A 26,705-nucleotide genomic window follows, 5' to 3' on the forward strand; every position below is an offset into this window, starting at 1 on the left:
CCAATATAGAGGCTGGCCAAATGTTCAAAGGAGATGATGGTGGAATGGAGCAGGCATTTCTGAAAGGGATGGACATTTCGTTTATCGATGAGGTCGAATCCGAGGGCGGCCGCTATTTTGCGGATGGCGCCGAAGCCGACGTGCTGGCAATCATGAAGAACAGCGGCGTAAATGCCGCCCGGCTGCGCATATGGAACGACCCGCCTCACCATTATAACAATATGGAGCGCACGGTCGCGATCGCGAAGCGGATCAAGGCGGCGGGCATGCATTTCTTGCTGGACTTTCACTATTCCGACCGATGGGCCGATCCCGCGAATCAGTGGAAGCCGAAGGCTTGGGAGGAGCTGCACGGAGCGGAGCTTTGCGAAGCGGTCCGGGCGTTCACCTATGAGGTTCTCGTTATGCTGCGGGCGGCCGGCGCTGCTCCGGATACGGTGCAGATCGGCAACGAAGTGACGCCGGGCATGCTGTGGAATGACGGCAAGGTGGACGGGGAATTCGATACGGACGAGCAGTGGGAGACGTTCACGGATCTGCTGAAGGCCGGTATTCAAGGCGCTTTGGAGGCGTTGCCCGGCGTGAAGATCATGATGCATATCGACCGCGGCGGGGATCATGCTTCGAGCGTGAAGTTTTATGACCGGATGGCGCGGCATGGAGTCGAATACGATGTGATGGGTCTGTCGTATTATCCGTGGTGGCATGGTACATTGGAAGATTTGCGCGGGAATTTGGCCGGTCTTGCGGAGCGTTACGGCAAACCGATCAACGTCGTGGAGACGGCTTATCCATGGACGCTCGAACGCCCGGAAGGCATGCCGATCATCGTCGAGAAGGAAGAGCAGCTGCATGCGGGGTATCCGGCGACGGTGGAAGGACAAGCGCAGTATTTGCGCGATTTCGTGGAGATCGTGAAGGCGACGCCGGGCGGGCTCGGCGACGGCTTCTACTGGTGGGAGCCGGCCTGGATCCCGTCCAAGGCGGAGTGGTCCGTCGGCCATCCGAACAACTGGTCGAACCTGACGCTGTTCGACTTCGCCGGCGGCAAGCTGGCGAGCATGGATGTGCTGCAGGGGGAGTAGGGCTCGCGAAGTAATTAGCGATCCATCGCATCGTTATTGCGCCGTACGTGGCTACCCGTAAACGAGTAGCCACATCCCAGATCGTTATTGGAGAATTTCGCTGCTCCCCCGACACGTTAGCGATTCATCGCATCGTTATTGCGTCGAACTCGGCTACTCGTGAGCGAGTAGCCACATCCCAAATCGTTATTGGACAATTTCGCTGCTCTCCGAGAACGTTAACGATCCATCGCGTCGTTATTGCGCCGTACTCGAACTCTCGTGAACGAGTAACCGTTCCACAGATCGTTATTGGTCGAATTGGCTGCATCCCCCGAACGTTAGCGATCTGTCACATCGTTATTGCGCCGTACTCGAACTCTCGTGAACGAGTAACCGTTCCACAGATCGTTATTGGTCGAATCGGCTGCATCCCCCGAACGTTAGCTATCTGTCACATCGTTATTGCATCGTACTAGGCTACTCGCGAACGGGAAGCTGCATTTAACATGCGGAGTTTTGATCAAATATTTACCAAATTACTGGTTCCTGATCCGGCTAAGATATACGCATGATTTCGTTTTTTATCCGGTTTTAATGGAACGATCATGGATTTCGAATAAAGCCCCTTCAAAACTTTGCGAGAAAAAACCTCTCCTTTACCAATACACTGCATGACGTCGGAGATGCGAATAGGCCGATTAATGTATGCTGCAAATTGCAAAACTGCCCTCTCATAAACATTAAGTTCCTGCCGGTTCAAGGAATGTAATATACCCAATAACTCGAACAAGCTTGTCCTGCACTTGTCAGGCTTTTTGTTCATTTCGTCCCACGTAAAGGGGTAGTAAATATAGCCCTTATTGGCAATTGTACGAACTCTGAAGCGCTCGAAGTCGAAACGATCGCGGGTGATGTTCTCCGAATGCGCCACAAACCCTTCGCTTTCAAAGGCGATTCCTAAAGGGACATAAAAGATGTCCACAAAAATCGTTATTCCCGTAAATGTTACAAGTTCATATTGTAATTTAAAGCCTTTGAACGTTTTAAACGCAGGCCAAAGTATTTCCTTAAACAACTTTTTCTCCGCAGTCATATCCTTCGAAAGCATCTCAATCCTTCTCCCGGAAGCATCCTTCAATTGTTCTTTCAAAAACTGGGCATAGGCTTCTTCAAAAGTCATATGATTCTCTCCCCTCAGATAATAAAAAAACGCCGCTCATCCCAAATAGGATAAACGGCGTGTGCTTCACGCTTAGAAATATTTCAATTAGCTTGATTATACAAAAATTTCAGTACTCTGCAACTAAAAATTGATAAATTTTACGTGGCACCAGTTCGCCTGCAACTGTGAGAACGTCGCTGTATCGTTCGTGCGATACCGATATGAGAGATCGTTATAGCTCTACGGGAGTAGCCCGTTTAATAGCGATCTGAGGTGTGACTATTGGAGTGAGTACGGCGGCGAATCGTGCGATAGCGACACGAGCGATCGTTATCGTTCCGCTGAAGTAGCTAGTTTGTTCAATAGCGATCGGAGATATGGCTACTGGCGCGAGAATGGCGGCGTATCGTGCGATAACGCTACGAGCGATCGTTATCGTCTCGCTAAAGTAGCTAGTTTGTTCAATAGCGATCGGTGGTGTGGCTACGGCGCATGAACGGCGGTAAATCGTGCGATAACGCTGCGAGCGATCGTTATCGTCTCGCTGAAGTAGCTAGTTTGTTCAATAGCGATCGGAGGTGTGGCTACTGGCGCGAGAACGGCGGTAAATTGTGCGCTAACGCTACTAGCGATCGTTACTGCCCAAAAGGAGTAGCTAGTTTGTTCAATAACGATCGGAGGTGTAGCTACTGGAGCGTGAACGTCTATGTATCGTGCGATAACGCTACTAGTGGCCGTTATTGCTCCACAGGAGTAGCTAGTTTGTTCGATAAAGAACGGAGGTGTGGCTAAACTCGCGACATCTCCAACAGTCACGAAACTTCAGGATGGTGTACGGTTACCGCTTGGGCCACTGCTGAATACAATGTAAGACACGAACGCGAGGAGGTTTTGCGGATGAGGGGAGAGGACTTTCGGCCAGCGATCGAGCTGGCGGAACGTTACGGAGTGCATAACTATAATCCGTTGCCTATCGTTATTGCAGAAGCGGAAGGGGTTTGGGTGAGTGATCCGGACGGAAACCGTTACCTGGATATGCTCAGCGCCTATTCCGCGCTCAACCAGGGTCATCGTCATCCGGCCATCATCAAGGCGCTGAAGGAGCAGGCGGACAAGGTCACTCTCACTTCGCGCGCGTTCCACAACGAGACGTCGGGGCGCTTCTACGAGAAACTCGCAAAGTACACGGGCAAATCGCGTATTCTCGCGATGAACACGGGGGCGGAGGCCGTGGAGACGGCGTTGAAGGCGGCGAGGCGATGGGCGTACCGAGTGAAACGCATACCCGAGGACCAAGCAGAGATCATCGTATGCGAAGGCAACTTCCACGGGCGCACGATTACCGCGACCTCCTTCTCCTCAACGCATGGCTATAAGCGTGACTTCGGTCCGTTCACCCCGGGGTTCAAGCTTGTCCCGTACGGGAACACGGCTAAATTTAAGGAAGCGATTACACCGAACACGGCCGCAATGCTCATTGAGCCGATTCAAGGCGAAGCAGGTATCGTCATTCCGCCGGAAGGTTATCTGGCTGACGTGTCGAGGCTGTGTCGCCAGAACAAGATTCTGTTGCTTGCCGACGAGATCCAGACCGGCTTCGGGCGTACAGGCAGGCGGTTCGCGTCGGACTGGGAGCGGGTGAGGCCGGACGTGTACATTCTCGGCAAGGCACTAGGCGGGGGTGTTCTGCCGATCTCGGCGATTGCGGCCGACGAAGACATCATCGGATTATTCGAGCCCGGCTCCCACGGCTCGACCTTCGGCGGGAATCCGCTCGCATGTGCTGTTGCGGAGACCGCTCTCGACGTGACCATACACGAGCGGCTGGCCGAACGCTCCGACGTGCTGGGGCGTTACCTTCTCGAGCATCTCAGACATATCCAATCCACGCTCATCCGGGACATTCGGGGAAGAGGCTTGTTCATTGGAATTGAGCTGAAGGAGCCGGCTAGACCTTATTGCGAGGCATTAATGTTGAAAGGGATCCTGTGCAAGGAGACGCATGAGCATACGATTCGACTTGCCCCGCCGTTAACGATAGGAAAGGAAGAGCTGGACTGGGCGATCCCTCGGATTGCGGCCGTGCTTCAAAATTAAGAGTTGGCAGTGAGGATGAGGAGCAACTGTAGAGAGAGAAGGTAAGCGGAGGGAGAGACAGCCAACTGAAGACTTGACAGCTCGAAGGGGAGGGTCAGCATGAAGAAGAAGCAACTGCCCCCGGTTGCGATCATAAGCGCTCCGTTCGGAATGGGAGGCGCAATTCCAGGTGCGGAGTATGGACCGCAAGCGCTCTTGCGGGCAGGATTGGCAGAAAGGCTGCAGGCACTAGGCCGCACGGTAACCTGTACAACAGCAGAGGTCACTCGGCAACAGGAGAGAACCCAGCAATTGCCACTAACTAATCAAGCCCACACGGAGCAAGCACCTCGTCTGCCCCAGACGAATCCAGCCCACACGGAGCAAGCACCTCATCTGCCCCAGACGAATCCAGCCCACACAGAACAAGCACCTCATCTGCCGCAGACGACTCAAGCTCAGACGGTTCAAACGCAACAATCGCCGCAGCCTGTTCCATCCATTCAAGCCCCGAAGGATACTTCTTCCCGGACGCCTTCTGAGCAAGCCGATTCGAATACGTCAAACGGGGACAGAGCCAATACCCGCTCTTCAACTGAGCCGAACCCTGTCAAAAACATCGAGGAAGTTCTGGCCATATGCCGTCTTATAGCCCAAAACGTGAAGCAGGCGGCGGATGCCGGCGCCTTCCCATTGCTCATCGGCGGGGACCACAGCGTCGCGATGGGCTCGCTTGCCGGTCTGTCCCGGAGCGGCAAGCGCCTCGGCGTTATCTGGCTCGATGCCCATGGAGACATTAACTCCGAACAAACCTCGCCGACCGGCAATGCCCATGGCATGGTTCTGTCCGTCGCGACGGGGCTGTCTTGGCTCAAGCTGCAAGAGATCTGCGACACCGGCGCCCTCCTGGATCCCCATCGAATCGTCATCGTAGGCGCAAGGGATTTGGACGATGGAGAGAAGCGCATTCTCGCGCATCGCGGCATCCGCTGCTTCACGATGAGCGACGTGGATCGGCTTGGCATCCGCAGCGTCATGAAGCGCGCCGTAGCCGCGGCCGGCAACGGGACGGACGGCATTCATGTAAGCCTGGATCTGGATGTGCTTGATCCGCAAGAAGCGCCGGGCGTCGGGACTCCAGTGCCTGGAGGGCTTACGTACCGGGAAGCGCGTTACGCGATGGAGATGCTGTACGAATCCGGAGCCGTCACTTCCATGGACATCGTCGAGGTGAACCCGATGCTGGATCCTGGCGGACGTACGGCGGAGCTGGCCGTTTCGCTCGCGGAAACCCTGTTTGGCAAACGACTCATCTAAGAAAGGAGCGAACATCATGCTCAGAACGTTATTTCTAGCCCTAGGCAAAAACAAAAACGCGGCCCGCTTTATGCGACGCTACGGAACCAAGATGGGGGCGGATCGGTTCGTGGCGGGCACGGAGCTGCAGGAGGCTGTCGCCGCCGTGAAGCGGCTGAACGTTGCGGGTCTGGAAGCGACGCTTGATCATCTCGGCGAATTCGTGCGGGACGAACGGGACGCGAAGCACGCCGCTGGTATGTGCCTGAAGACGCTGGAAACCATTCATGCCGAGGGGCTCCGCGCGAATCTCTCGCTGAAGCTGACGAGTCTGGGGCTCGATATTGATCCGCGCTTGTGCGAGCGATATATGCGCACGATATTGTCCCGGGCTCGGGAGCTTCAGCTATTCGTCCGTATCGACATGGAGGATTACGGACATTGCCAGCCGGCCATTGATCTTTATCGGAAGCTGAAACGGGATTTTCCGAATGTAGGGATCGTGCTTCAAGCATATCTGCGCAGAACGGAGCGGGACGTGAGGGAGCTGGGACGGGAGGGAGCCAATCTGAGGCTGGTGAAAGGCGCGTATCGCGAATCGCCTCAGGTCGCTTTTCCCGACAAAAGAGACGTCGACGCAAGCTTCGCGAAGCTGATTCGCCGCCAGCTGAAGCAAGGCTACGCGGCCATCGCCACGCATGACGAAGCGATTATCGGCGACACGCTCGAGTGGCTGAGCCAGAACGGAATATCCCGCGAACGCTATGAGTTCCAAATGCTGTTCGGAATAAGGGAGGATCTGCAGCGCAAGCTGGCGAAGGATGGGCACCGAGTAAGGGTTTATGTCCCGTACGGCAAGGATTGGTTCGGCTACTTCATGAGGCGGCTGGCGGAGCGTCCGGCCAATGCATGGTTCCTTCTGAAGCATATCCGGAGAAAAAAATGATACAAATCAACGACAACCCCTAACCGCTTCTCCTTGCGAGGAAAGCGGTTATTTCATTTGTTTTGAGCCTGTCCATCAGTTTTATGAATAAAAATGTCACTATCTAACACGGAATGATACATTTTAATCATCGAATTTTGAATTTACATACAAAATCATTGCAAAGTATCATTTTTTGTTGATCCGGCAAATAGATGCGGCGCCCCCATGTCCTTTACAATAAAGCTATAAAGAGGATGTTCAAAAAGTCCAATTTTGATCACGAGGTATTTCATGAAGCATATTCGACATCGAATATTGAATTCAGCCGAAACTTCCGGTGCTCACGTAGCTATCACTACGCTCCGCTCCTCAGTTTCTAGCTTCATTCAATCTTCTCGGTGCTGAAAACCGGACTTTTTGAACTTGCATCATCAACAGCAGCAAGGAGGATACGAATGGCGCAAGCACCGACAGAGCCGTCTAACGCAGTATTGGACCGACAGCCAAAGCCACGGAAAAACATTTTCGCGCGGATGCTCAAGCAATGGGATATTCAGCTGATGGTATGGCCGGGACTTCTGCTCATTTTCGTTTTCGCGTATCTGCCGATGTACGGCGTGCTGACATCGTTTATGGATTACAGCATTTTCTCCCGGGGCAATATTTGGGTTAATCCTTGGGTCGGCTTCAAGCATTTCCAAATGTTTTTCGAATCGCCCGAATTTTTTAACGTCATGCGCAACACGATCGTCATCAGCCTGCTGAAGTTTGTCATCGGCTTCCCGGCTCCGATTGTCCTGGCGCTCATGCTGAACGAGATCCGGCACCTGATGTTCAAGCGAATCGTGCAGACGCTGACGTATTTGCCGCATTTCATGTCCTGGGTTATCGTGGGCGGTCTGACGATCGCGATGCTCTCGACGGAGAATGGCAGCGTCAACTTGCTGCTCGAGAAGATCCGTTTAGTTGATGAACCGGTGAACTTCCTATCGATGAAGGAATATTTCTGGTCGATTCTCGTATCGGCGAACGTGTGGAAGGAAATCGGATTCGGTTCGATCGTTTATTTGGCGGCCATCTCCGGCGTCGATCCGCATCTTTACGAGGCGGCCGACATCGATGGGGCAAGCAAGTTCAAGCAAATTTATTTGATCACGATCCCGACGATTATGCCCGTTATTGTGATCTTCATGATTCTGTCGATTGGCAATCTGCTGAACGCGGGCTTCGAGGATATTCTCATTCTGGCGACGAATCCGGTACTCCGGCCGGTGTCCGATGTCATCGACACGTATGTGTATCGCGTAGGTCTCTCGAACTTCCGCTATTCCTACGCCACCGCGGTGGGGCTGTTCAAAGCCGTCATCAGTATAGGGCTCCTTACAATGGCGAACTACTTGGCCCGCAGATCCGGTAACAGCTTATGGTAGAAGGAAAACGAACGAACAGGAGGGACTTCCATTGGCGCGACTAGGCTTCAGCGACCGGATCATGATGATCTTCATTTACGCATTTGTCATCATACTATCGTTCAGCGCATTTTACCCGTTCTGGAACGCGCTCGTCGTGTCCTTCAATCTGGGAATCGATACGACGAAGGGAGGCGTCACGTTCTGGCCGAGGGTGTTCACGCTCGAGAACTACGATATCGTGTTCAAGGACGACCGGCTGGTTAACGGCTTCTTCGTCTCCATCGCCAGAACGATCGTCGGCACCGCTTCATCCATTCTCATGACGGCCATTCTGGCGTACGGGATGACGAAGAGGGAGCTGATCGGGAAAAAATTTTACATGCTCTTCTTCGTCTTCACGATGTATTTCGGCGGCGGACTGATTCCGTCTTACCTCCTTATCAGCTCGCTTGGCTTAATGAACAAATTTGCGGTGTTTATTATTCCTGCGCTGATCAGCGTATGGAATATGATCATATTCCGAACCTTCTTCAAAGGACTTCCGGTCGGACTCGAAGAATCCGCGCAAATCGACGGAGCGACGAACTGGGGCATCTTCTTCCGCATCGTGCTCCCGCTCTCGGGCCCGGTCATCGCGACGCTGTCGCTGTTCACGGCCGTCGCGCACTGGAACGACTGGTTCGTTCCGAGCATCTACATCACGAACGAGAAGCTGATCCCGATCCAGACTATGCTTCGCCAAATCTTGAACGCCAATATCGTTACGGACATGTCGAACAACCTGGATACGGCGTCCGCGGCTCGGATGGAAGCGATGCGTACGATCACGACCAAGTCGCTGACGATGGCGACGATGATGGTCGCCACGCTGCCGATCGTCATGGTATACCCGTTCGTGCAGAAGTACTTCGTCAAGGGCGTGCTGATCGGCTCGCTGAAAGAGTAGTCCCCAACCTTGGTTTAAGGCGAACACGCTTTGGACATATAAACCGAATATGAGAGGGGTAGTACAAGCATGAGGAAAGCTAGAAAAACAACGATGCTTATCGTATCCGCTATCCTGGTACTGGCGACGGTGCTTGCCGGATGCAGCTCGAACAACGGCAACAACGAACCGAGTCCGTCGGCGTCGAACGCAGCGACGAAAGCGCCGGAGAATGGCGGCGAAGCGACGGAAGCTCCATCCGATGTATGGGAATTCGGCTCCGAGCCGCTCGAATTCAGCATGTACGGCCATTATAACTGGTACGACGTTCCGGCATGGGACAGCACGGTTGCGGGCAGATGGCTGAAGGAAAATAAGCAGCTGAACATCGTTCCGGTATCCGCCGGCGGCAACCCGGAGCAGAAGCTGAGCACGATGATCGCCTCCAATGATCTGCCTGACGTCATGTGGATGGACCGCGGAGCAGACGTGGAGAGACTGCGTCAAGCGGGCATGCTTGTACCGTTCGACGATTACCTCGACAAATATCCGAACCTGAAAACATGGATGGGTCAAGACCTGAACCTTCTGCGTTCCGAGGACGGCAAGCTGTATCAATTCCCGAACTGGTACACGGGACGACCGAACGGCAACGCCGGCTACGTCATCAACAAGAAGATTTATGAAGAGCTGGGCTCGCCTAAGCTCGAGACGACAGACGATCTTTATTCTTACCTGACAGCGGTCAAAGCCAAATACGGCGACGGAATTACGCCTTTCGAGCCGCATCTGGCGAAGGATATGCAAGGTCTGGGCGTGCTCTACACCGCATTTGGCGAAAACGCACTTTATACGTACCTAAACGCAGGCTTGCGCGCTATTCCGCAAGGCGATCAGCTGACTTCCGTCTTCACGGATCCGGTGTTCCGCGAGGCTCAGAAGTATATCGCGAAGCTGTACAGAGAGAAGCTGATCTCGCAAGACGCCTTCACGCAAACGGTCGACCAGATCGAAGAGAAGGTCATGCAAGGACGCGTAGCCGTATTCGCGGCTTCCAGCCCGACGGTTATCGCCATGAACGCGCACAACGAGATGGTCAAGCAAGATCCGAACTCCGGCTACTTCATGATTTGGCCGATTCACAAGGAAGGTCTGGACAAAAACAAAATATTCCCGGGTACCTACACGGCGCTTGGATGGAACGTCAACGTCATTACGAAAAGCGCCGAAGATCCGGAAAAAATCTTCGCGTTCCTCGACTGGTACACCGGTCCGGAAGGTCAATCGCTGCTGTTCTTCGGTCCGGAGGGCAAAAACTGGAAGGGCTTCGACGCCGACGGGCATCCGATCTTCACGGATCAGTACGACGCGAACGAAGTGCTTGAGCTGCAGAAAGCGCATGACCCGATCATGTGGAACGGCAACACGGGCTACATCGACCCCGCAAAGATGAAATATGAGAGTAAGCTTCCGGCGGATCAACAAAACTGGGCGGCTCGTTACCAAAGCGAAATCACGTGGCCGACGCAAGCGAACGCAACGGAGTTCATCAACCTGAACCCGCTGCCGGACAGCGAGCTGGGCATTGTGAAGCAGCGCGTGGACGACATCTTCACGCAGGCCTATGCGCAATCCGTTATGGCCAAGGATGACGCCGAGGTGGATTCGATCCTCGACAAAGCCGAGAAGGACGCTCAGGAAGCCGGCTACGCCGAGCTGCTGGCATGGCGTACGGAAGGCTGGAAGAAGAACAAAGAGATCATCGCGGGCGGCAATTAATCGTTCAAATGTTCATATCGAGAGGGTATACTGGAATGAGTATACCCTCTTTCCATTTATAGTTGATCCGGAGATGATGCCTATGTATAGGGTACTGCTGGCCGATGATGAAATATTGGACCTGAAAGGAATGCATACGTTCATTCCATGGGCGGAGCTCGGCATGGAGGTCGTAGCGGCCGTAACGAGCGGCTTCGCGGCGAGCGAAGTAATCGAGAGGGAGCCGATCGATATTCTCGTGACGGACGTGCGGATGCCGAACATGTCCGGTCTGGAGCTCGCCCGGAAGGCGCTCGATCTTCATCCGAAGATCAAAATCATCTTCGTTAGCGGCTATCAGGATTTCCATTACGTGAAGCAGGCTCTAGCCCTCAACGCCTGCAGCTATGTCGTGAAGCCGATGGACGATAACGAGCTGATCGAGTCGCTCCGGAAGCTGCGAAACGAACTGGACGACGAACGCAGGCAACGGGCGGCGGAGCTGCTGTACAAACGGATGGTGCCGATGGCCAAAAGCGAGTATCTGCTCCAATTGCTGGAAGGTACATGGGATATGGAGACGCTGGATTCCCTGCTCGAGGAGTACGGGCTCACCAAGCTGCGCTGGCCCGTTCAGGTTGCCATCGCCGAACGCGACGACTGGATTAGCCGCAGGCAAACGGAGGCGCAGGCGGCGGAGGAGCAGCCGAACGTGTTTTGGGAGGAGCTGCTGTCGGTATGCAGGGAGCTCGGCATCGAGCACTATTGCCGGGTGACGGACAAACGAATGGGGATCCTGATTGATCTCGGAGGACAACTGGAGATGTTAAAAGAACGGATAAGCGCAATCTCGGCGCGCGCCTCCTTCACGGTTACGATCGGGATAGGGGATGCGGTGCATTCGCCTTACGCGCTCAAAGATTCCTACAAGCAGGCGCTGGACGCGCTGGATTATAAGGTTTTTTACGGAAAAGGGAAGGTCATCCGCCACGAAGCGGTACAGGCGGCGCAGATGAAGGATGTGCAAAGCCTGGACATTCAGCTCGACGCCTTGTTCGACGCGATGACGAATTACGATTTGGTGAAGGTGCACGACGAGCTGAACATGCTTTACGGCCTTGCCAACAACATGCGTTCGAAGTTTTCGATCCAGAACTTCACGATCTTCCTGCTCATGAAGCTGGACGCGCATATGCAGAAGAGCAACGAGGATCTGTTCCGGATGCTCCAGCTGGATATCGGCAGCCTGGATGTGCTGCTTCGTTATGACACCATCGACGAAATTCATTCCTGGCTTCGGTACCGGGTGTACCAGCTGTCCGAGCTGCTGCAGTCCAAGAAACACAAAAAAAATTGGAAGCTCGTGCAGGACATTATAAACGACGTGAAGCAGCGGCTGCACGAAAATATTACGCTGAAGGACGTCGCGGAGAAATATTCGTTTTCCCCGAATTATTTGGGCCAAATATTCAAAGAAGAGATGGGCTTGGGCTTCAGCGATTACGTATCGACTCTCCGCATGGAGAAGGCCGGCGACCTGCTTATGAATACGAATCTGAAGGTGTATGAAATCGCGCATTTGATCGGATACCGCTACCTCCCGTATTTCAGCAGGCAATTCAAGGACTACCACGGCAAGACGCCGCTGGAATACCGCAGGAAGATATGAAGCTTATGCGCAAATATCGATATATGCCGTTCGGCTACAAGCTGATGCTGTCCTATTGCGTTTTCATCGTCATTCCGGTCGTCGTCATCGGGTATTTCGCCAATTCGGTCTACGTGAAGTCGATTCGGGAGCAGATCGAAAGCGGCGTGAACGGCACGCTGAGGCAGATGATCGACAACGTGCTCTTCAAGAGCGAAGACGTCATTCGCATATCGGACTTTTTCTATAACGATCATACGCTTGCCAGAAATCTGCGCAATTTCGAAGAGGGGTGGGTCGGGTACGAGGCGACGACGAATCTGGTCCTCCCCAAGATCTCGGCATACAAGGAAGCATCCAGCGTGAAGATGTGGCTGTCGCTCTACTTCCACAATGAAGACTTCCCGGAAATTTACCGCAACTATAAAGGGGAAGATCCGCTGAGGCAGACCGCTAATCCGTTCGATCTCTATCATATATCGCGCATTAAGGAAAAGATTTGGTATCTGAACTTCCCTGAAGAAATATATGGCGAGACGAAGCAGTGGAAGCAGATCGAAGATGATGCGCGGTTCGGCCGTATATCGCTGCTGAGAAGACTCGTCAGCGTGCAGGACGGAGGGAAGATCAGCGAGATCGGTTTCATCCGGCAGAGCGTGTATTTGGCTGATCTGTTCGAAACCGTCGATTATACGAAGATCGGCAATGAGGCGACGATCTATATTAAGGATGACGGCAACCGGATCATACGGACGTCGGGGACGTCCCCCTTCGAGATCGGACAAGTCTGGAACGAGGCGGAGTTCGAAGACCACCTGATTATCGGGAACGCGATCCCGCAGCTGGGGTGGAGCATCAGCGCGGTTATTCCGAACACGATATTCGAAGAGAAGGTAGCGGAGGTTCGCTTGCTGACCTTCTTGATTTGTCTCGTGTTTACCGTCGTGTATTTCGTGTCGGGAGCGCTGCTGTCCAACTACTTCTCCCGGAAAGTGAACAAGATCGTCTCCGTGCTCGATTCGTTCCAGGAGGGCAACTTCCACAAGCGGATCAACTTCAAAGGCAACGACGAATTCAGCCAAATCTCAAGGGCACTGAACGAGATGGGGCAAAATATCGGCGAGCTCATCCACAAGGTGTACGTCGCGGATCTTGACAAGAAGGAAGCGGAGCTCGACATGCTGCAAGCGCAGATCAATCCGCATTTCCTGTATAACACGCTGTCTTCGATCAACCGTCTGGCGAAATTCGGGGAGCTTGAGAAGCTGCAGCGCATGGTCATGGATTTGGCGAAGTTCTACCGGCTGTCGCTCAACGAAGGGCGCATCCTGCTGCCGATCGGCGAGGAGCTGGAGCAGGCGCGGGCTTATATTAACATACAGAAGATCAAATACGAGGAACGGATGGGCGTGACCTTCGATATCGATCCCCGCATTGAAGGCTACACGACCATTAAGCTTATTATTCAGCCCTTCATCGAGAACGTGCTTGAGCATGCCTGGTGCGCGGACCGGATTCATATCCGGATCGTAGGGCTGCTTGAGAAGGACTACATCCTGTTCAAAATCATCGACGACGGGGTCGGAATCAGCGCGGAGCTGCTGGAGCAGATGAACGATCCGGAGGAAAGCACGAGCGTCGGTTACGGCATCCGCAACGTCAATCAGCGGATCAAGCTGTATTACGGCGGGGGCTACGGCGTCAGCATTTACAGCCGGCTCGGCATCGGAACGACGGTGTCGATCCGGATTCCGCTCGAAGAGGCTGCTGCCGGGGAGAAAGCGGGATAACAAACGGTATCAAAGAAAAAGCACCGATGGACGAAGGCCGCGGAAGTTGCGCGGTCCGGATTCATCGGTGCTTTTTATTTATGAGCATACGCCAACCTCGTTACTTCACCGCCCCGGCCGTTATGCCGCCCGTAATCTGGCGCTGGAAGAGGGCGTAGAGGATGATGATCGGAATCATCGAGACGACGAGTCCGGCGAAGAGCGGTCCCCATTCGGTGCGGTATTGCATCTCGCCTTGCATGACGGCGATGCCAACGGGTAAGGTATATATTTTTTTCATCGGGTCGTTCATGATGACGGTTCCAAGGATGTATTCGTTCCATATGGTCAGAATGTTCATGATCGCGACCGTAATGAGCCCGGGCTTCGACAGAGGCAGCATGATGCGGAAGAACGTGCCGGCTTCGGAGCTGCCGTCGATGGAGGCGGCTTCCTCCATTTCCTTCGGCAGCGACTTGTAGAACGCGACCAGGACGAAGATGCCGAACGGCAAGGCGCCTGCGCCGTATACGAGAATAAGGCCAAGCAGGTTGTTCGTCAGCCCGATTCCGTCGAGCAGGAAGAAGAGCGGAATCAAGCTGAGAATAAGCGGAATCATCATGGCCGACACGTACACGAAGTAGAGCAGGCTGCTGCCTCTGAACGGATATCTGGCGATGACGTAAGCCGTCATGGCGGACAAGAGCACCGCGAGCGCCGTTGCCGCGAACGTAACGCCCACGGAATTGAGGAAGTATCCGCCGAACTTGTATTCCGTCCATACATAAGCGAAGTTAGACCACTGCAGCGGAAGCTCGGGCAATGCCCAAGGCTTGTTGCCGTAGAACTGCTTGTTGTCCTTAAGCGAAGAAAGCAGCGTCCAGAGCAAAGGATAGACGACCGCGGCGGTCCAAACGAGCACGAGCAGGCGGACGATCCACGTGACGAGGGACTCGGTTTTGGTTAATTTCATAAGGGAAGCCTCCTACATTTGAATCGTTTCCCGCTTCAGCAAGCGGTTCAGAATAAGCGAAGTGACGAGCGTCAGAATCAAGATCAGCGCGCCGATCGCGGAGGCGTAGCCCATATGGTATTGCTGGAAGCCGATCTGATACAGATAGGAGCCCATTACCTGCGTCGAGTTATCGGGGCCGCCTTCGGTCATTAAGAAGATGATGATGAACGAGCCGTTGAGCGTCGTAATGACGATATGAATGATCGATACCTTCATCTGCTCCCATATGAGAGGAATCGTAATATGCTTGAATTGATGCCATCTGGATGCTCCGTCGATGCCGGCCGCTTCGTAGAACGATTCCGGAATGTTCATAATGGCCGCCATAAGCAGAATCATATAGAAGCCGATGCCCGCCCAGACGGCAGGCGCCAGAATGGACCACATCGCCGTGTTCTCCTGTCCCAGCCATACCGTCTTGACGGGATCGCCGGCGAACAAGGAGAGGAAGGCGTTAAGAAATCCGATATCCGACGGGTTGTAGATATAGCGCCATAAGACGCCGATGACGACGACCGATATAAGGTTAGGGAAGAACAGGACGACTCGGAATAATCCGGTTCGCTTCAAATTCATGCGCGTCAGAGCTACGGCCAGGAAGGTGGCGATGGCCAGAATGAGCACGACCTTCCAGAAGACAAGGAAATAGTCGTTGTAGATCGCGGTGCCGATAATGTTGTCTTTCAGCAGTCTCTTGTAGTTGTCGAGTCCAATGAACGACATGCTCCCCGAATACCCGGACCATTCGAAGAAGCTGATGTACAAGCCTCTTAGCATGGGATAAGCGGTAATAAGGCTGAACAAGAGAAAGGTCGGGAGGGTAAACCCCAGAATGAACAGGGCACGTCTGAATCGGTAGGATGATGGTTTGGCTGTCATGGCTTGCACGCCCCTTGCAGGAAAAGTCTATTCATGGACGGGAGGGCGTCAGGCCCTCCATGCGTCCATATGTCTTGCATTTGTTATCTTGCCTTCGCCGCCGCTTCTTCCAAGCGGTCGCCCCACTCCTCGGGCGTAATGCGGCTATCGAGCAAAGCGATAATGCCGTCTTGCAGCGCCTGCTCCACGTCCGCGTTCACGATAAGCGCCGGAGCGACGACCAGCTGGTCGCTGTTGAAGTAGCTCATCGCCGACTTCACGACCGGACCGGCGGAGGAGCTCTCCAGATCCGCTTTGACGTTCATGATGGCACCGGTCATTTCGGCCCAATCCACCGCGAACTTTTCGGTGAAGATGAACTGCAGGAACGCTTTGGCCGCTTCCGGGTTTTTGGCCTTCTCCGCGATCGCCACGGACGCCGTGTACGGAATCGCCACGTATTTCTCGCCTTTGTCCTGCATGACGGACGGAACGAAGTCGAACTCGAAGCCTTCCGGAATGTCCTTGCTCATCTCGTTCTCCAGCCACAGGCCGTTCGGGATGAACGCGGCTTTGTGCTGCAGGAACGCCATTTGGGAGTCGGTATGGTTCAAGGCGATGGAGCCGGGATCGATCAGGCCCGCGTCGCGCATTTGCACGATTTTGCCAAGCGCCTTCATGACCGGCTCGCTCTTGAACACGCCCTCCTCCAGCGCGGCCATCCGCGAGATGATTGACGCGTCGCCGCCGTTCTCAGCCACGATCGCGGAGTTCACGAGGCCGCCGTTAATGTAGTACGGGTAGACGCCGGTATGGATATAAGGCGATACGCCGGACGCTTTGATCTTCTCGCTGACGGCCATGAAGCTCTCGAAGTCGGTAGGGGTCTCCCAGCCGTTCTCGGCGAACCAGGCTTTGTCGTAGAACGTACCCCAGGAGCCGAATACGAGAGGCATCGTGTACAGCTTGCCGCCGTAATCCGTCGGCTGGCCGATCGCGATGTCGAGAAGCTTCTTGCCGTCCGCGTTTGTTGCCCCTTTCAGAAAGTCCGTCAAATCCATCAACTGAGCGTCCGCCACCATCTGCGCTTCGTTGGAGCCGGCGCCGTCGATGTAGACGAAGTCGGGAGGAGTGCCTTGAATCCAGCGCGGCCTCATCTGCTCGTTGATTTGGGAGCCCGCCGTTTGCGTAATCTTCAGCTTCGGATTCGCCTTCTGGAATTCGGAGATGACGTGCTTCCACCACGTATCGCCGTAGCCGCCGACGAAATACTGAATTTCGAATTCGCCGGTCAGCCCTTCATCGCTATTGCCGCTGCCGCCGTTGTTCTCTCCGCTGTCGCTGTTTGCGCTGCCCGTGTTCGAGCCGGTATTCGCTGGCTGCTCGGTATCGGCGCCCGAGCAAGCGGCAAGCAAGCTGAACGTAAGCGCGAGGATCAGTGCGACGAATACGGATTTGTTGCGGTTTCGCCAAGTTTTCATGTTTCCAATCTCCCCTTCGTTTGTATGATGTCGTGCAACCCCATACCGTCCCCGGCCCAACAAAAAAAGGGCATTAGAAACGAAGCGCGCATATCCATGCTTGCCTCGATAACTAATGCCCTTGCGGTAACACATTATCGCGAACGGTTTATGAAGTTTACGATGTTATCTTATTCGGAATTTTCGTTTCTGTCAATAAATTAATTTATTCGTTCAAAATAATGCTAGGAATGCTCACGTTGGTTTAATCGTTCAATATGCAGCGTCAGGAATCCGATCTCGTCCTCGGGTACCGTCTTCTTCAATTGCTCCTCCAGAATGGCGGAAAGCTGAAGGGAATAGCCGTAGGACTGCGGGTATTCCACTTTGATCTTGCCCAGGAGCGGATTCTTGATATGCGACTCCTTGCGAACGCGGTCGATCAGCCCCTTAAGATGCGAGATGAACCGGATGGAGGAGAAGGAGTCGCCGAACTGAAGGCCGATTTCCTTCGCTTCGTCCATCACCTTGGCGACGAGACGGACGACGGCCAGCGTCTCGGTGCCGCGTTCGCGGTTGCGCGCGCCGTGGAAATGCATGGCGAGAAACGCGATTTCGTCCTCTGGCAAGCCGGCGTCCAGCTTCTCGTTTAAATATTGGACCGCGAGCGAAGCGACATCGTATTCTTCCCGGTACATGAGCCGGATCTCGTAGGAGAACGGGTTCGTGATGATGACGCCGCGCCGGCAGCGCTCGATCGCGAAGTTAATGTGGTCGACCAGCGCGGCGTGGATCGTCTCGGAGAATTCGCCCTCCAGCTTCTGCTGGGCCATCGCGATCACTTCTTCGGTGACGCCGACGATCCGGGTATCGACGTTGTTCAGTATTTGCTCGTAATGCTCGATCGTTTCCATGGTATGCAGTAGAAACTCCTGTGAGATTTCATTGGCGGCAACGCTCATGCCCGGCTGCTTCTTGAAGCCGATTCCTTTGCCGAACGCGATGGAATTTTTGCCGGAGGTTAGCTTGGTCATCACGACATTGTTGGAAAGCACATGAATGATCTTCCGTTCAATAACGTTCATCTTGGCGATCTCCTCCGTCCATTAATCGTTCTGCTCGCTTTGCAGCTTCAATATTTCTTCCTTGATGAGCTCGGAATCGGTGCCGAAGACGACGTGCACGCCGTCCTTGCCGATCCGGATAATGCCGGCGGCGCCTAATTGCTGCAGGCCTTCCGTGTGAATAAGAGAAGGCTCCTGCAGCGTCAATCGCAGCCTGGTGATGCAGGCGTCGATGCTCTTAATATTGCCGGTTCCGCCGATACAGTCCACGACGTCGGCCGCTTTCCGGGACATGAGCTGAGAGCTCGGTCTTCGCAGCGCGGACAGCCTGGGATCGGGATCGGGCTTCGGCATACGGATGCCGATATCCGGGGGTTCCTGCACCGCAGCGGGTTCCGCCGCCGCGGCGGCCGGCTCCGCGTGTTCCATGGAGCGGCCGGGCGTCGCGTAATCGAATACTCGGATGAAGACATGGAACACCGCGTAATACACCGCGAAGTAGGCGGCTCCGATCGGAAATACGAGCCACGGACGCGTAGAGTCGTTCCAGTTGATGGCCAGATCGATGAAGCCTGCGGAGAAGCCGAAGCCGATCTTCACCTCGAGCAGATGCATGAGCATCATCGACAGCCCCGTCAGCAGCGCGTGAATGACGAACAAGACCGGGGCGATCAGCATAAAAGCGAATTCGATCGGCTCCGTAATGCCGGTCAGGAAGGAGGTGAAGGCGGCGCTGAGCATAATCGACATCATGAGCCTGCGGTTTTCGGGCCGCGCGCTTCTGGCCATGGCGATCGCGGCGCCAGGCAAGCCGAACATCATGACGGGGAAGAAGCCCGTCATGAAGGTGCCCGCGGCCGGATCGCCGGCGAAGAAGCGGGTCAGATCGCCCTGCACGACTTTGCCGCCCGCCTCGGCGTATTCTCCGATTTGGAACCACGCTACGTGGTTGACGATATGATGCAGGCCGGTCGGAATGAGCAGGCGGTTTACCGTGCCGTACAGGAACGAGCCGACGCCTCCCGTCGACAGAAGCCAGAGCCCGGCTTGCTGGATCATCTCCTGTATCGGCATCCAGATCAGACCGAGCAATCCGCCGAGCACCGTCATCGCAAGCGCGGTGACGATGGGAACAAACCGGCGTCCGGCGAAGAAGCCGAGCGCCTGCGGCAGCTTTGTATCTTTGAACCGGTTATACAGATAGGCGGTAACCCCGCCTGTAATCAAGCCGCCGAGGACGCCCATCTGCACGTTCGCCTCCGCGAGCTCGTTCGTCTGCACGATTTCGTACGTGCGCATGACCTCCTGGAACACGAGGTACCCGACGGCCGCGGACAGCGCGGCAACGCCTTTTCCGCCGGTCAGGCCGATGGCGATGCCGATGGCGAACAGGAGGGGGAGATGATCGAAGATCGCCCCGCCGGCTGCCTCGCAGATCGCGGCCAGCTTCATCAGGAAGGGATGATCGAACTCGATTTTGCCGAAACGGAACAGAATGGCCGCAGCCGGCATGACGGCAATCGGAATCATGAACGAACGGCTTACGCGCTGGATATAGCTCATAGTAGGAATACACACCTCATTCGTTGATGGAAAATCGAAAAAAGGCATAGCCCAAGAAGGATTGCCCTTCTTGAACTAATGCCCTCAGCGGTTACACGTTCAATTCTTTCGGAAAAAAGAAAGCGCTACAAAAATTATACCGTTCCCGTTTCGGTTCTGTCAAAGGAAGTTTCGCCTTCGCGCGGCTTAGGCTCCGGTTTCTCCGCCTTGTCACCGAATCGGATAAACAGCCATACGCCGAACAGGACGAAGGCGCCGGCGACAAGCTGATAGCCAGCCAGCGCTTCCTTCAGAAGCACCCAGGCGAGCAGCGAAGCGATAACGGGCTCGCCCAGCACCGACATGGACACGGCCGTCGCATTCATGTATTTCAGCAGCCAGTTGAACAGGTAATGGCCGAACAGCGTCGGCACGATGGCAAGCAGCAGGAAGATGCCCCACTCGCGGGCTTCGTAGCCGGTAAAGCTATTGCCCTGCGCGATGTTGTACAGAGCAAGGAAGGTGGCGGCCGTCGCGAACACCCAGAAGTTGTACGGGAACGCGTCGATCGATTCCCGGAGCTTCTTGCCGATCAGCATATGGATGGCGACGGCGGCGGTGCCGAGAAGGGACAGCGCGTCTCCGAGAAGAGCGGTTCCGGACAATCGGAAATCGCCGGCCCCGATGACGGCCGATCCGGCAATCGCGATGAACATGCCGATCAGCATGATGCGGCTTGCTTTCGTTTTGAACAAGAAATACGAGCCGAGCATCACCATCAGCGGCTCGAGCGTCAGAATAACCGTAGAGCTTGCCACGGTCGTTAAGCGAAGCGACGCCATCCAGAGAAGGAAGTGCAAGGCGAGCATCGCGCCGGAAGCGGTCAGCCAGCCCCATTGCCGGGGCGACAGCCGGAACAGTTCATTCCGGTATCTCCAAGCAAGCGGGAGCAGCAATAGATTCGTCAAATAAAGCCGATACATGGCGATAACCGCCACGTCGGCTTCCGACCATCGGACGAAGATGGAGGAGAAGGATATGGCGATAATGCCGATAACATAGAGAAGTTCGTAAACCGTTAAGCTTTTTGTGCCGAGTTCCATCGTGTTGTGTCGCTCCAAACATGAAAGGGTTCGGCGCTGTTGCGCACTCAGAGATCATACTCCCGGGCGCTGACCGCTGTCAAAGCCATTTTTTACGGGCGACTATGACTGGAATAGATAAGGCATGTCCTCCCGAAGCCCGGAAGCGGACATGCCTTCTAGTTCGTTCGCCGCCTGTGGACTATTCTCAGCGGCATCGCTTATTCCTGCTCTTGCAGCCCGTCCGCTTCCCGAGCATCATCTTCCCGGCCATTAGGCGTGACGCCAGCTATCCCGGTTGTTTGAACGGAAGCCGGATCTGCCGCACCGTCCTCTTGCCGGTCATCCTTCTTGGCCTTGGGGCCCGCATGAGCCGGTTTGGCGCTTTTCTTCTCCAGCTCCGCTTGGAAATACGATTTAAGCTCCGCTTCCTTGCGAGGATCGTCGAGCTTCACCTTGTCCTTCAGCACATGCTCGGCGAACGATTCCCATGTCGGCTCGAGCTTCTGCGACCGCAGAAGCCGGATGGCGTTCTTCACGAGTCTGCGTTCCTTGGCGTTCGTGAATTGATCCTTGTAATGCGTGACGAAGCTGAAATCCAGCTGGCCGTACACCTTGCGGAAAATATCGGCCGTCATGCGGGCGTCGTCCAACGCCCTGTGAGCCGAGCCCTCCGAGGATAAGCCGAGGTCCGTGAGCGCGGCCTCTACGCTGACGTCGTTGGTCAGTCCGCGCACGCGCAGGAAGCCCTTCAGCAGATCGAAGCAGGGGATGGCCAGCCAATAGGCGTCATCCATCTTGTGCATGCGGGTATCGAGGACGATTCTCTTCAAATCCTCGCCACCCCATGCGATAAGCAGCGGCTGCTCGCACTTGCCGAGCCAGGCGAGAAACGCGCGTATAACCTTGGGAAAGCCCGCCGCGGCGTCGATGCTCTCCTGGGGGATGCCGGTTTTCTTCTGAATAAACGAATTAAGCTTCGCGAAATAGACCGGCTTGATGAAGTCGGTGAATTCGTCCACCACGTTTAAAGATGCGTCTAATCGAACCGCGCCGATCTCGATGACTTCCATAGGAAGATCGCTCGCGAATTTGCGTCCGTTGAATTCGATATCGAGTACAATATAGTCCAAGTCGATGACCTCCAATCATAGCCTTTATTTTAACAGATTCGGCGATGGTTTGCGTAATGGGGGTGGCGCAAGGCAATATGACAACTTTGGTATCGCAGGAACATTGAGGGAATTCTCGCAATAGATGTATGCAATGATAACTTTTTTGAAAAAAAACTTCATATTGTAGGTCGGATGATCTATGAAAGCGCCTAGAAATCTAGTAAGATGGAATCAGCCAACTGCATACCGATTTCGGCAAACTATGCGAAAGCATAGGACGCAAAGCCACGGGTCTTACCAACATTGATGATAGCCGGGTTGCACGCAGATAAACCAGCTCTTGCTGCTGGATTATAGAGCCCTGGTCGCTTGATTGCCGCCAGGGCATTATTTTTGCCTCACAAGTCAGAATCGGACCATACCGCTCCATCAACTAGAATCTACATCAACCGTACCAGGAGGGCCGTGTACCATGAGGAACTCTTTCGCTGCTTCCCATCGGATACGAAGCTGGCTGTTTATGGCGGGAACCGCCTCGCTTGCTCTCGTCACCGCTTCGCAGCAGTTGCAATTGATTTACGGCATTACGTTTGTCTTCACCAATTTGTTCATCATGCTTCTCTATCGCTTGTTCGGCCTTCGGACCGCCCTGCCAGTCGCCGCGGCGGCTTATGGCGCGGCCGTGCTCGCGTTCCATATTCCCCTGTTTGTTCTGATCTTTCTTATGGAGGTTTGCTGGGTAACCCTTCTACATAAGAAGACCAAGCGTTCTCCGCTCAAGCTGAATGTCTGGTTCTGGGCGGCGTGCGGACTCCCTCTTATTCTATTGGCTTGTCTACTGTCGGGTCCTTTCGACGCGACGGAGTTTGTGCTCCTGTTTTTTCTTTCGGCGGTGAACGGCCTATTCAATGTGCTGCTATCCGAGATCATTTACTATTTCGTACCAATTAAACGGTTATTGAAGCGGGAGAGTAGCATGCGCGCGCCGATCCCGTTCCGAATGGCCTTGCTTAACGCCTCCATTGCCATAGTGGCGGTGCCGTTTCTGCTGATCATGATGATCAGCGGCTGGAAGGCGTATGACGCTTCGCTGCATATGGCGGGTCAAATCGCGGGGAGCACGACGAGCATCCTCTCGGAGGAGCTTAGCCACTGGAGCGAGGAAGAGCTGCTCGGCATCCGGCTGCGGAACCGGATTCAGCTTGCTCATTTGCACGATCTGCTGGACCGGCATGCCGATTACCGCAGGTACCATCTGACGCTGGCGAACGAGGATCGAATTCCGCTGGCCTCCACGATGGCTCTCGAGGAATTCAAGGCATGGAAGCCCAAACGTTTCGCGATGGAATCGATCGAAGACCATGGATTCCGTATCGAGATGCCGAGGCAATCCGCGGTACAGCTTCTGCCGACCGAGCGGTGGCGAGACGCGAACTACGTCTACAAGGCGAAGCTGGATTCGCTCCCGTTGACTCTGTCCGTCATTTTCCCTGTATCGTCCTACAAAGACCACATCTTTCAAGAATATATCTATTACTTGACGTCCCTATTGGTAAGCGCCGCGATCGCCGCAGGACTGGCGCTCGGCATGAACCGTTGGCTGAGTCAGGGACTTATGCAGCTTGCCGGCTCCACGACCAATCTGCCGGACAAGCTGAAGCAGAGGGTAGCGATGGAGTGGCCCGTAAGCGGCATTCTGGAAGTCAATTCCGTCGTACATAACGTGAAAGAGATGTCGAATAATCTGCAGCTCATGTTCCAAGAATCGGAGCATATGAACGAACAGCTGCGGATGTCGGAAGAGAAGCTTCACCATCTGGCTTTCTACGACAGCTTGACCGGCATGCCGAACCGTCACCATTTCCGCCAGTCGCTTGAGGCTTTGTTTGCCGAAGTCGACGGGAGCGATGAGCGAATCGCCGTCATGTTCGTGGATCTGAACCGGTTCAAGCAGATCAACGATTCCCTCGGGCATGCGGCAGGAGATGTTCTGCTCCAGCATGTGGCAGGCCGCTTCACCTGGCTTGCCGACGGCAGCAGCCAGGTGTTCCGGCTTGGAGGCGACGAATTCGTATTCGTGCAGCGTTTCCGGTCGGAGGAAGCGCCGGGCAGATTGGCCGAACAGATATGCGGGTGCTTCAACGAGCCTTTCGAGCTGATGGGCGCCTCCTTCTATACGGCTGCCAGCGTCGGCATCAGCTTGTACCCGGAGCATGGACAAACCATTGACGATATCGTCAAGAAAGCGGATATCGCGATGTACGTAGCTAAGGAGAACGGACCGAGCGGCTACCACCTGTTCGATAAAGAGCTCGAAGACACGTTAAGCGAGAAGATGGAGCTCGAGAACGGGCTTCGCAACGCGCTGAAGAATCAGGAGCTGTTCCTGGAGTATCAGCCCAAGGTTCATCCCAATACAGGGACTCCGCTCGGCTTCGAAGCGTTAATCCGTTGGAGGCATCCGGTCAAAGGGTTGATCTCGCCGGTTAAATTCATTCCGCTCGCGGAGGCGTCGGGCATCATTACGGACATCGATTTGTGGGTTTTCCGCGAAGCGTGCGAACAGACGAAGGAATGGCAGGCGCAAGGCCTGCCCGCGCTTCCTATTTCCGTTAATTTGTCGGCCAAGCACTTCGGACAGCCAATGCTCGTGGAACGCATTCGCGCGATTCTGAACGAGACGGGGGTAGACGGCAAATCGATCAGCATCGAAATAACGGAAAGCGTGTTTATCCGCCAGGTCGAAGAAGTCATCGATGTGCTGGGGCGGATTCGGGCAATGGGCATCGATATCTCGATCGACGACTTCGGGACCGGCTACTCCTCGCTAAGCCAGCTGCAGCGTCTTCCGATCTCGGTGGTCAAGCTGGATCGGACCTTCATCTCCGGCGCGGACAAGGATGCGCTTAAGTCATCCATCGTCAAGGCCGTAATCGAGCTTGCCCACAGCATGGGACTCAAGGTTGTCGCGGAGGGCATCGAGACGGAGGAGGAAAGATCGTTTTTCGAAGAATTGAATTGCGACGAGCTGCAGGGCTATTATTTCAGCAAGCCGCTTCCGCGCGAACGTTTGGAGCTATATATCAAAACCCATTTCAATGCTGACTAGGAGAGACGGAATATGAGAAGAACGATGATGATCATCCTGTCCGTGGTGATCGCGGCAGCGTTAAGCGGCTGCAACGGGAACGCCGCCGCGCCGGCAACGGAAGAAATCGTGGAGACGGAGGACAAGACCGCGCTTTCCATGGAACCGGTAGAGCTTGAGCTATGGGCGTACTATGACGGATGGTCATCCATTATCGAAAGCTTCGAGGAGAAGTATCCCAACGTTACGGTGAAATTGAAGACGTTCGCCTTCGACACGTACGCGGATGTCTATAAGGAAGCGATCGCTTCGGGCGAGACGCCGGACGTCATGCTGACGGACAGCGAGCATTTCGGTCAATTCACGACGATTGCCGGGCTCGAGAATCTGCTCGATTACGGAGCCGGCGAATACGAGAAGGATATCAGCGGAAGCCTGTGGGCGTCGAACTTCTCCTTCGACGGCCAGTCCATGGTCGGATTTCCGTTCGGAAGCTCGCCTATCGTCGCTTACTACAGAGAGGATATGATGAGGCAATACGGTTTCCCGTCCGATCCGGAGGAGCTCGGCAAGTATATGGAGGACCCGGACAATTGGCTGGAAATCGCCAGAACGTTGAAGAAGGATGGGCGTTATCTCGCCCAGTGGTCGACGGAGGTCATTCGCGTCTATGACAGCGCGCATGGTTTGCTCGACGAGAATGTCTCGTTTCTCCGCAATAACGAAGCCTATTATGAGGCCATTGAACTCGCGAAGACGCTGAATGAGGAAGGCTTGGTGTCGCTGCAGGACGTATGGACGGAAGCAGGGGCCCAGACCGTAAGGGACGGCGAGCTCGCGATGCTCTATCAGGGCACGTGGGGCGCCTCCCAGATCGAAGCATGGGCTCCCGATACGGCAGGGCATTGGCGGGCTACCCGCCTCCCCTTCAATAAGTACGGCTGGGCGAACAGCGCCAGTTTCATGATTCCTACCGCATCGGACCAGAAGGCTTGGGCTTGGGAGCTTATCCGCTATATCGTGACGGATTGGGCGTTCAAGGGCGTCGACAACAGCGTGCCCGCGTACATTCCGGCTAGAGCGAACGGAAGAAAGCTGGCGGAGACGAGCGACTTCTTCGGCGGCCAGAAGATGTACGCGACAAACTTATGGCTTACGGAGAACATGAAGGAGTATAGGCTTACGCCGCTGGATCAACAGGTGAAGCAGATATGGAACGATACGGTGAACAAGGGGATCGAACGCCAAAAGGATGCGGAAACCATCATTCAAGAAGCGGAGCAGATGATTCAAACCTCATTGGGCGACGACATCGAAATTCTTCGAAGCATAGCGCAGGAGAATCGGTAACGCACAAGCCAACATGGTATTCGGACAAGGGCCGGATACCATGTTTTTTGTCGTTTTCAAAAGAAAAGCGAGGTTGCCAGATCGTCGATA

At 54.7% G+C, this 26,705-nt stretch carries 19 protein-coding genes and 1 riboswitch; of the genes, 11 read left to right on the top strand and 8 right to left on the bottom strand.

All coding sequences use genetic code 11. The annotated features are described in order from the left end of the window. The first annotated feature begins 44 nt into the window (after nt 1-44). Nucleotides 45-1,085, top strand: a complete 1,041-nt coding sequence (locus NQZ67_RS24255; protein ID WP_257451062.1) for a glycoside hydrolase family 53 protein — start codon at nt 45-47, stop codon at nt 1,083-1,085. Nucleotides 1,086-1,587: 502 nt separating this feature from the next. Here NQZ67_RS24255 and NQZ67_RS24260 read toward each other — a convergent pair. After that, nucleotides 1,588-2,247, bottom strand: a complete 660-nt coding sequence (locus NQZ67_RS24260; RefSeq protein WP_257451064.1) for a hypothetical protein — start codon at nt 2,245-2,247, stop codon at nt 1,588-1,590. Between the two features lie 879 nt (nt 2,248-3,126). On the opposite strand from NQZ67_RS24260, the gene NQZ67_RS24265 reads away from it, so the two are divergent. The 8 genes from NQZ67_RS24265 to NQZ67_RS24300 all read left to right on the top strand — a co-directional run bounded on the left by NQZ67_RS24265 (nt 3,127) and on the right by NQZ67_RS24300 (nt 14,062). Then, the gene (locus tag NQZ67_RS24265; RefSeq protein WP_257451066.1) at nt 3,127-4,326 is read left to right on the top strand and encodes an ornithine--oxo-acid transaminase; all 1,200 of its coding nucleotides are present in this window, start codon (nt 3,127-3,129) and stop codon (nt 4,324-4,326) included. A 99-nt stretch (nt 4,327-4,425) separates the two neighbouring features. Then, nucleotides 4,426-5,622, top strand: a complete 1,197-nt coding sequence (rocF, locus tag NQZ67_RS24270; RefSeq protein WP_257451068.1) for an arginase — start codon at nt 4,426-4,428, stop codon at nt 5,620-5,622. Nucleotides 5,623-5,638: 16 nt separating this feature from the next. Continuing rightward, entirely contained in the window at nt 5,639-6,547 is a 909-nt protein-coding gene (locus tag NQZ67_RS24275; RefSeq protein ID WP_257451070.1) for a proline dehydrogenase family protein, read from the top strand. Nucleotides 6,548-6,984: 437 nt separating this feature from the next. After that, the gene (locus tag NQZ67_RS24280; RefSeq protein ID WP_257451072.1) at nt 6,985-7,959 is read left to right on the top strand and encodes an ABC transporter permease; all 975 of its coding nucleotides are present in this window, start codon (nt 6,985-6,987) and stop codon (nt 7,957-7,959) included. Between the two features lie 31 nt (nt 7,960-7,990). Next, nucleotides 7,991-8,887 (top strand): carbohydrate ABC transporter permease, encoded by an 897-nt coding sequence (locus NQZ67_RS24285; protein WP_257451074.1) that lies wholly within the window; start codon nt 7,991-7,993, stop codon nt 8,885-8,887. A gap of 69 nt (nt 8,888-8,956) precedes the next feature. Further along, the gene (locus NQZ67_RS24290; RefSeq protein ID WP_257451077.1) at nt 8,957-10,645 is read left to right on the top strand and encodes an extracellular solute-binding protein; all 1,689 of its coding nucleotides are present in this window, start codon (nt 8,957-8,959) and stop codon (nt 10,643-10,645) included. Nucleotides 10,646-10,727: 82 nt separating this feature from the next. Further along, nucleotides 10,728-12,293, top strand: coding sequence for a response regulator (locus NQZ67_RS24295; protein ID WP_257451080.1), 1,566 nt, complete (start codon nt 10,728-10,730; stop codon nt 12,291-12,293). 5 nt (nt 12,294-12,298) lie between these two features. Beyond that, complete coding sequence (locus NQZ67_RS24300; RefSeq protein WP_257451082.1) at nt 12,299-14,062, top strand: sensor histidine kinase; 1,764 nt, start codon at nt 12,299-12,301, stop codon at nt 14,060-14,062. A gap of 100 nt (nt 14,063-14,162) precedes the next feature. On the opposite strand, the gene NQZ67_RS24305 is transcribed toward NQZ67_RS24300, so the two are convergent. The 7 genes from NQZ67_RS24305 to NQZ67_RS24335 form a co-directional block, all read right to left on the bottom strand. Continuing rightward, on the bottom strand, nt 14,163-15,014 hold the full coding sequence (locus NQZ67_RS24305) for a carbohydrate ABC transporter permease (protein ID WP_257451084.1): 852 nt from the start codon (nt 15,012-15,014) through the stop codon (nt 14,163-14,165). Between the two features lie 12 nt (nt 15,015-15,026). Then, on the bottom strand, nt 15,027-15,935 hold the full coding sequence (locus NQZ67_RS24310; RefSeq protein ID WP_257451086.1) for a carbohydrate ABC transporter permease: 909 nt from the start codon (nt 15,933-15,935) through the stop codon (nt 15,027-15,029). 83 nt (nt 15,936-16,018) lie between these two features. Next, nucleotides 16,019-17,395 carry an extracellular solute-binding protein gene (locus NQZ67_RS24315; protein ID WP_257451088.1) on the bottom strand — a complete coding sequence of 459 codons (1,377 nt, stop codon included), beginning with the start codon at nt 17,393-17,395 and terminating at the stop codon, nt 16,019-16,021. Between the two features lie 224 nt (nt 17,396-17,619). Beyond that, nucleotides 17,620-18,459, bottom strand: a complete 840-nt coding sequence (locus NQZ67_RS24320) for a PRD domain-containing protein (RefSeq protein WP_257451090.1) — start codon at nt 18,457-18,459, stop codon at nt 17,620-17,622. Between the two features lie 21 nt (nt 18,460-18,480). After that, nucleotides 18,481-20,001: a PTS transporter subunit EIIC gene (locus tag NQZ67_RS24325; protein ID WP_257451091.1), complete on the bottom strand. Its 1,521-nt coding sequence runs from the start codon at nt 19,999-20,001 to the stop codon at nt 18,481-18,483. 134 nt (nt 20,002-20,135) lie between these two features. Then, nucleotides 20,136-21,083 (bottom strand): DMT family transporter, encoded by a 948-nt coding sequence (locus NQZ67_RS24330; RefSeq protein WP_257451094.1) that lies wholly within the window; start codon nt 21,081-21,083, stop codon nt 20,136-20,138. A gap of 200 nt (nt 21,084-21,283) precedes the next feature. Beyond that, on the bottom strand, nt 21,284-22,195 hold the full coding sequence (locus tag NQZ67_RS24335; RefSeq protein ID WP_257451097.1) for a 3'-5' exonuclease: 912 nt from the start codon (nt 22,193-22,195) through the stop codon (nt 21,284-21,286). Between the two features lie 226 nt (nt 22,196-22,421). Further along, nucleotides 22,422-22,503: riboswitch (cyclic di-GMP riboswitch) on the top strand. A gap of 146 nt (nt 22,504-22,649) precedes the next feature. Between NQZ67_RS24335 and NQZ67_RS24340 the strand changes: the two genes are divergently transcribed. Both NQZ67_RS24340 and NQZ67_RS24345 read left to right on the top strand, forming a co-directional pair. After that, nucleotides 22,650-25,286 (top strand): putative bifunctional diguanylate cyclase/phosphodiesterase, encoded by a 2,637-nt coding sequence (locus NQZ67_RS24340; protein ID WP_257451099.1) that lies wholly within the window; start codon nt 22,650-22,652, stop codon nt 25,284-25,286. Nucleotides 25,287-25,298: 12 nt separating this feature from the next. Continuing rightward, nucleotides 25,299-26,615, top strand: a complete 1,317-nt coding sequence (locus NQZ67_RS24345; protein ID WP_257451101.1) for an ABC transporter substrate-binding protein — start codon at nt 25,299-25,301, stop codon at nt 26,613-26,615. Nucleotides 26,616-26,705: the final 90 nt, after the last annotated feature.

Source organism: Paenibacillus soyae, assembly GCF_024623455.1.
In the GTDB taxonomy this organism is placed as follows: Bacteria; Bacillota; Bacilli; order Paenibacillales; family Paenibacillaceae; genus Pristimantibacillus; species Pristimantibacillus soyae.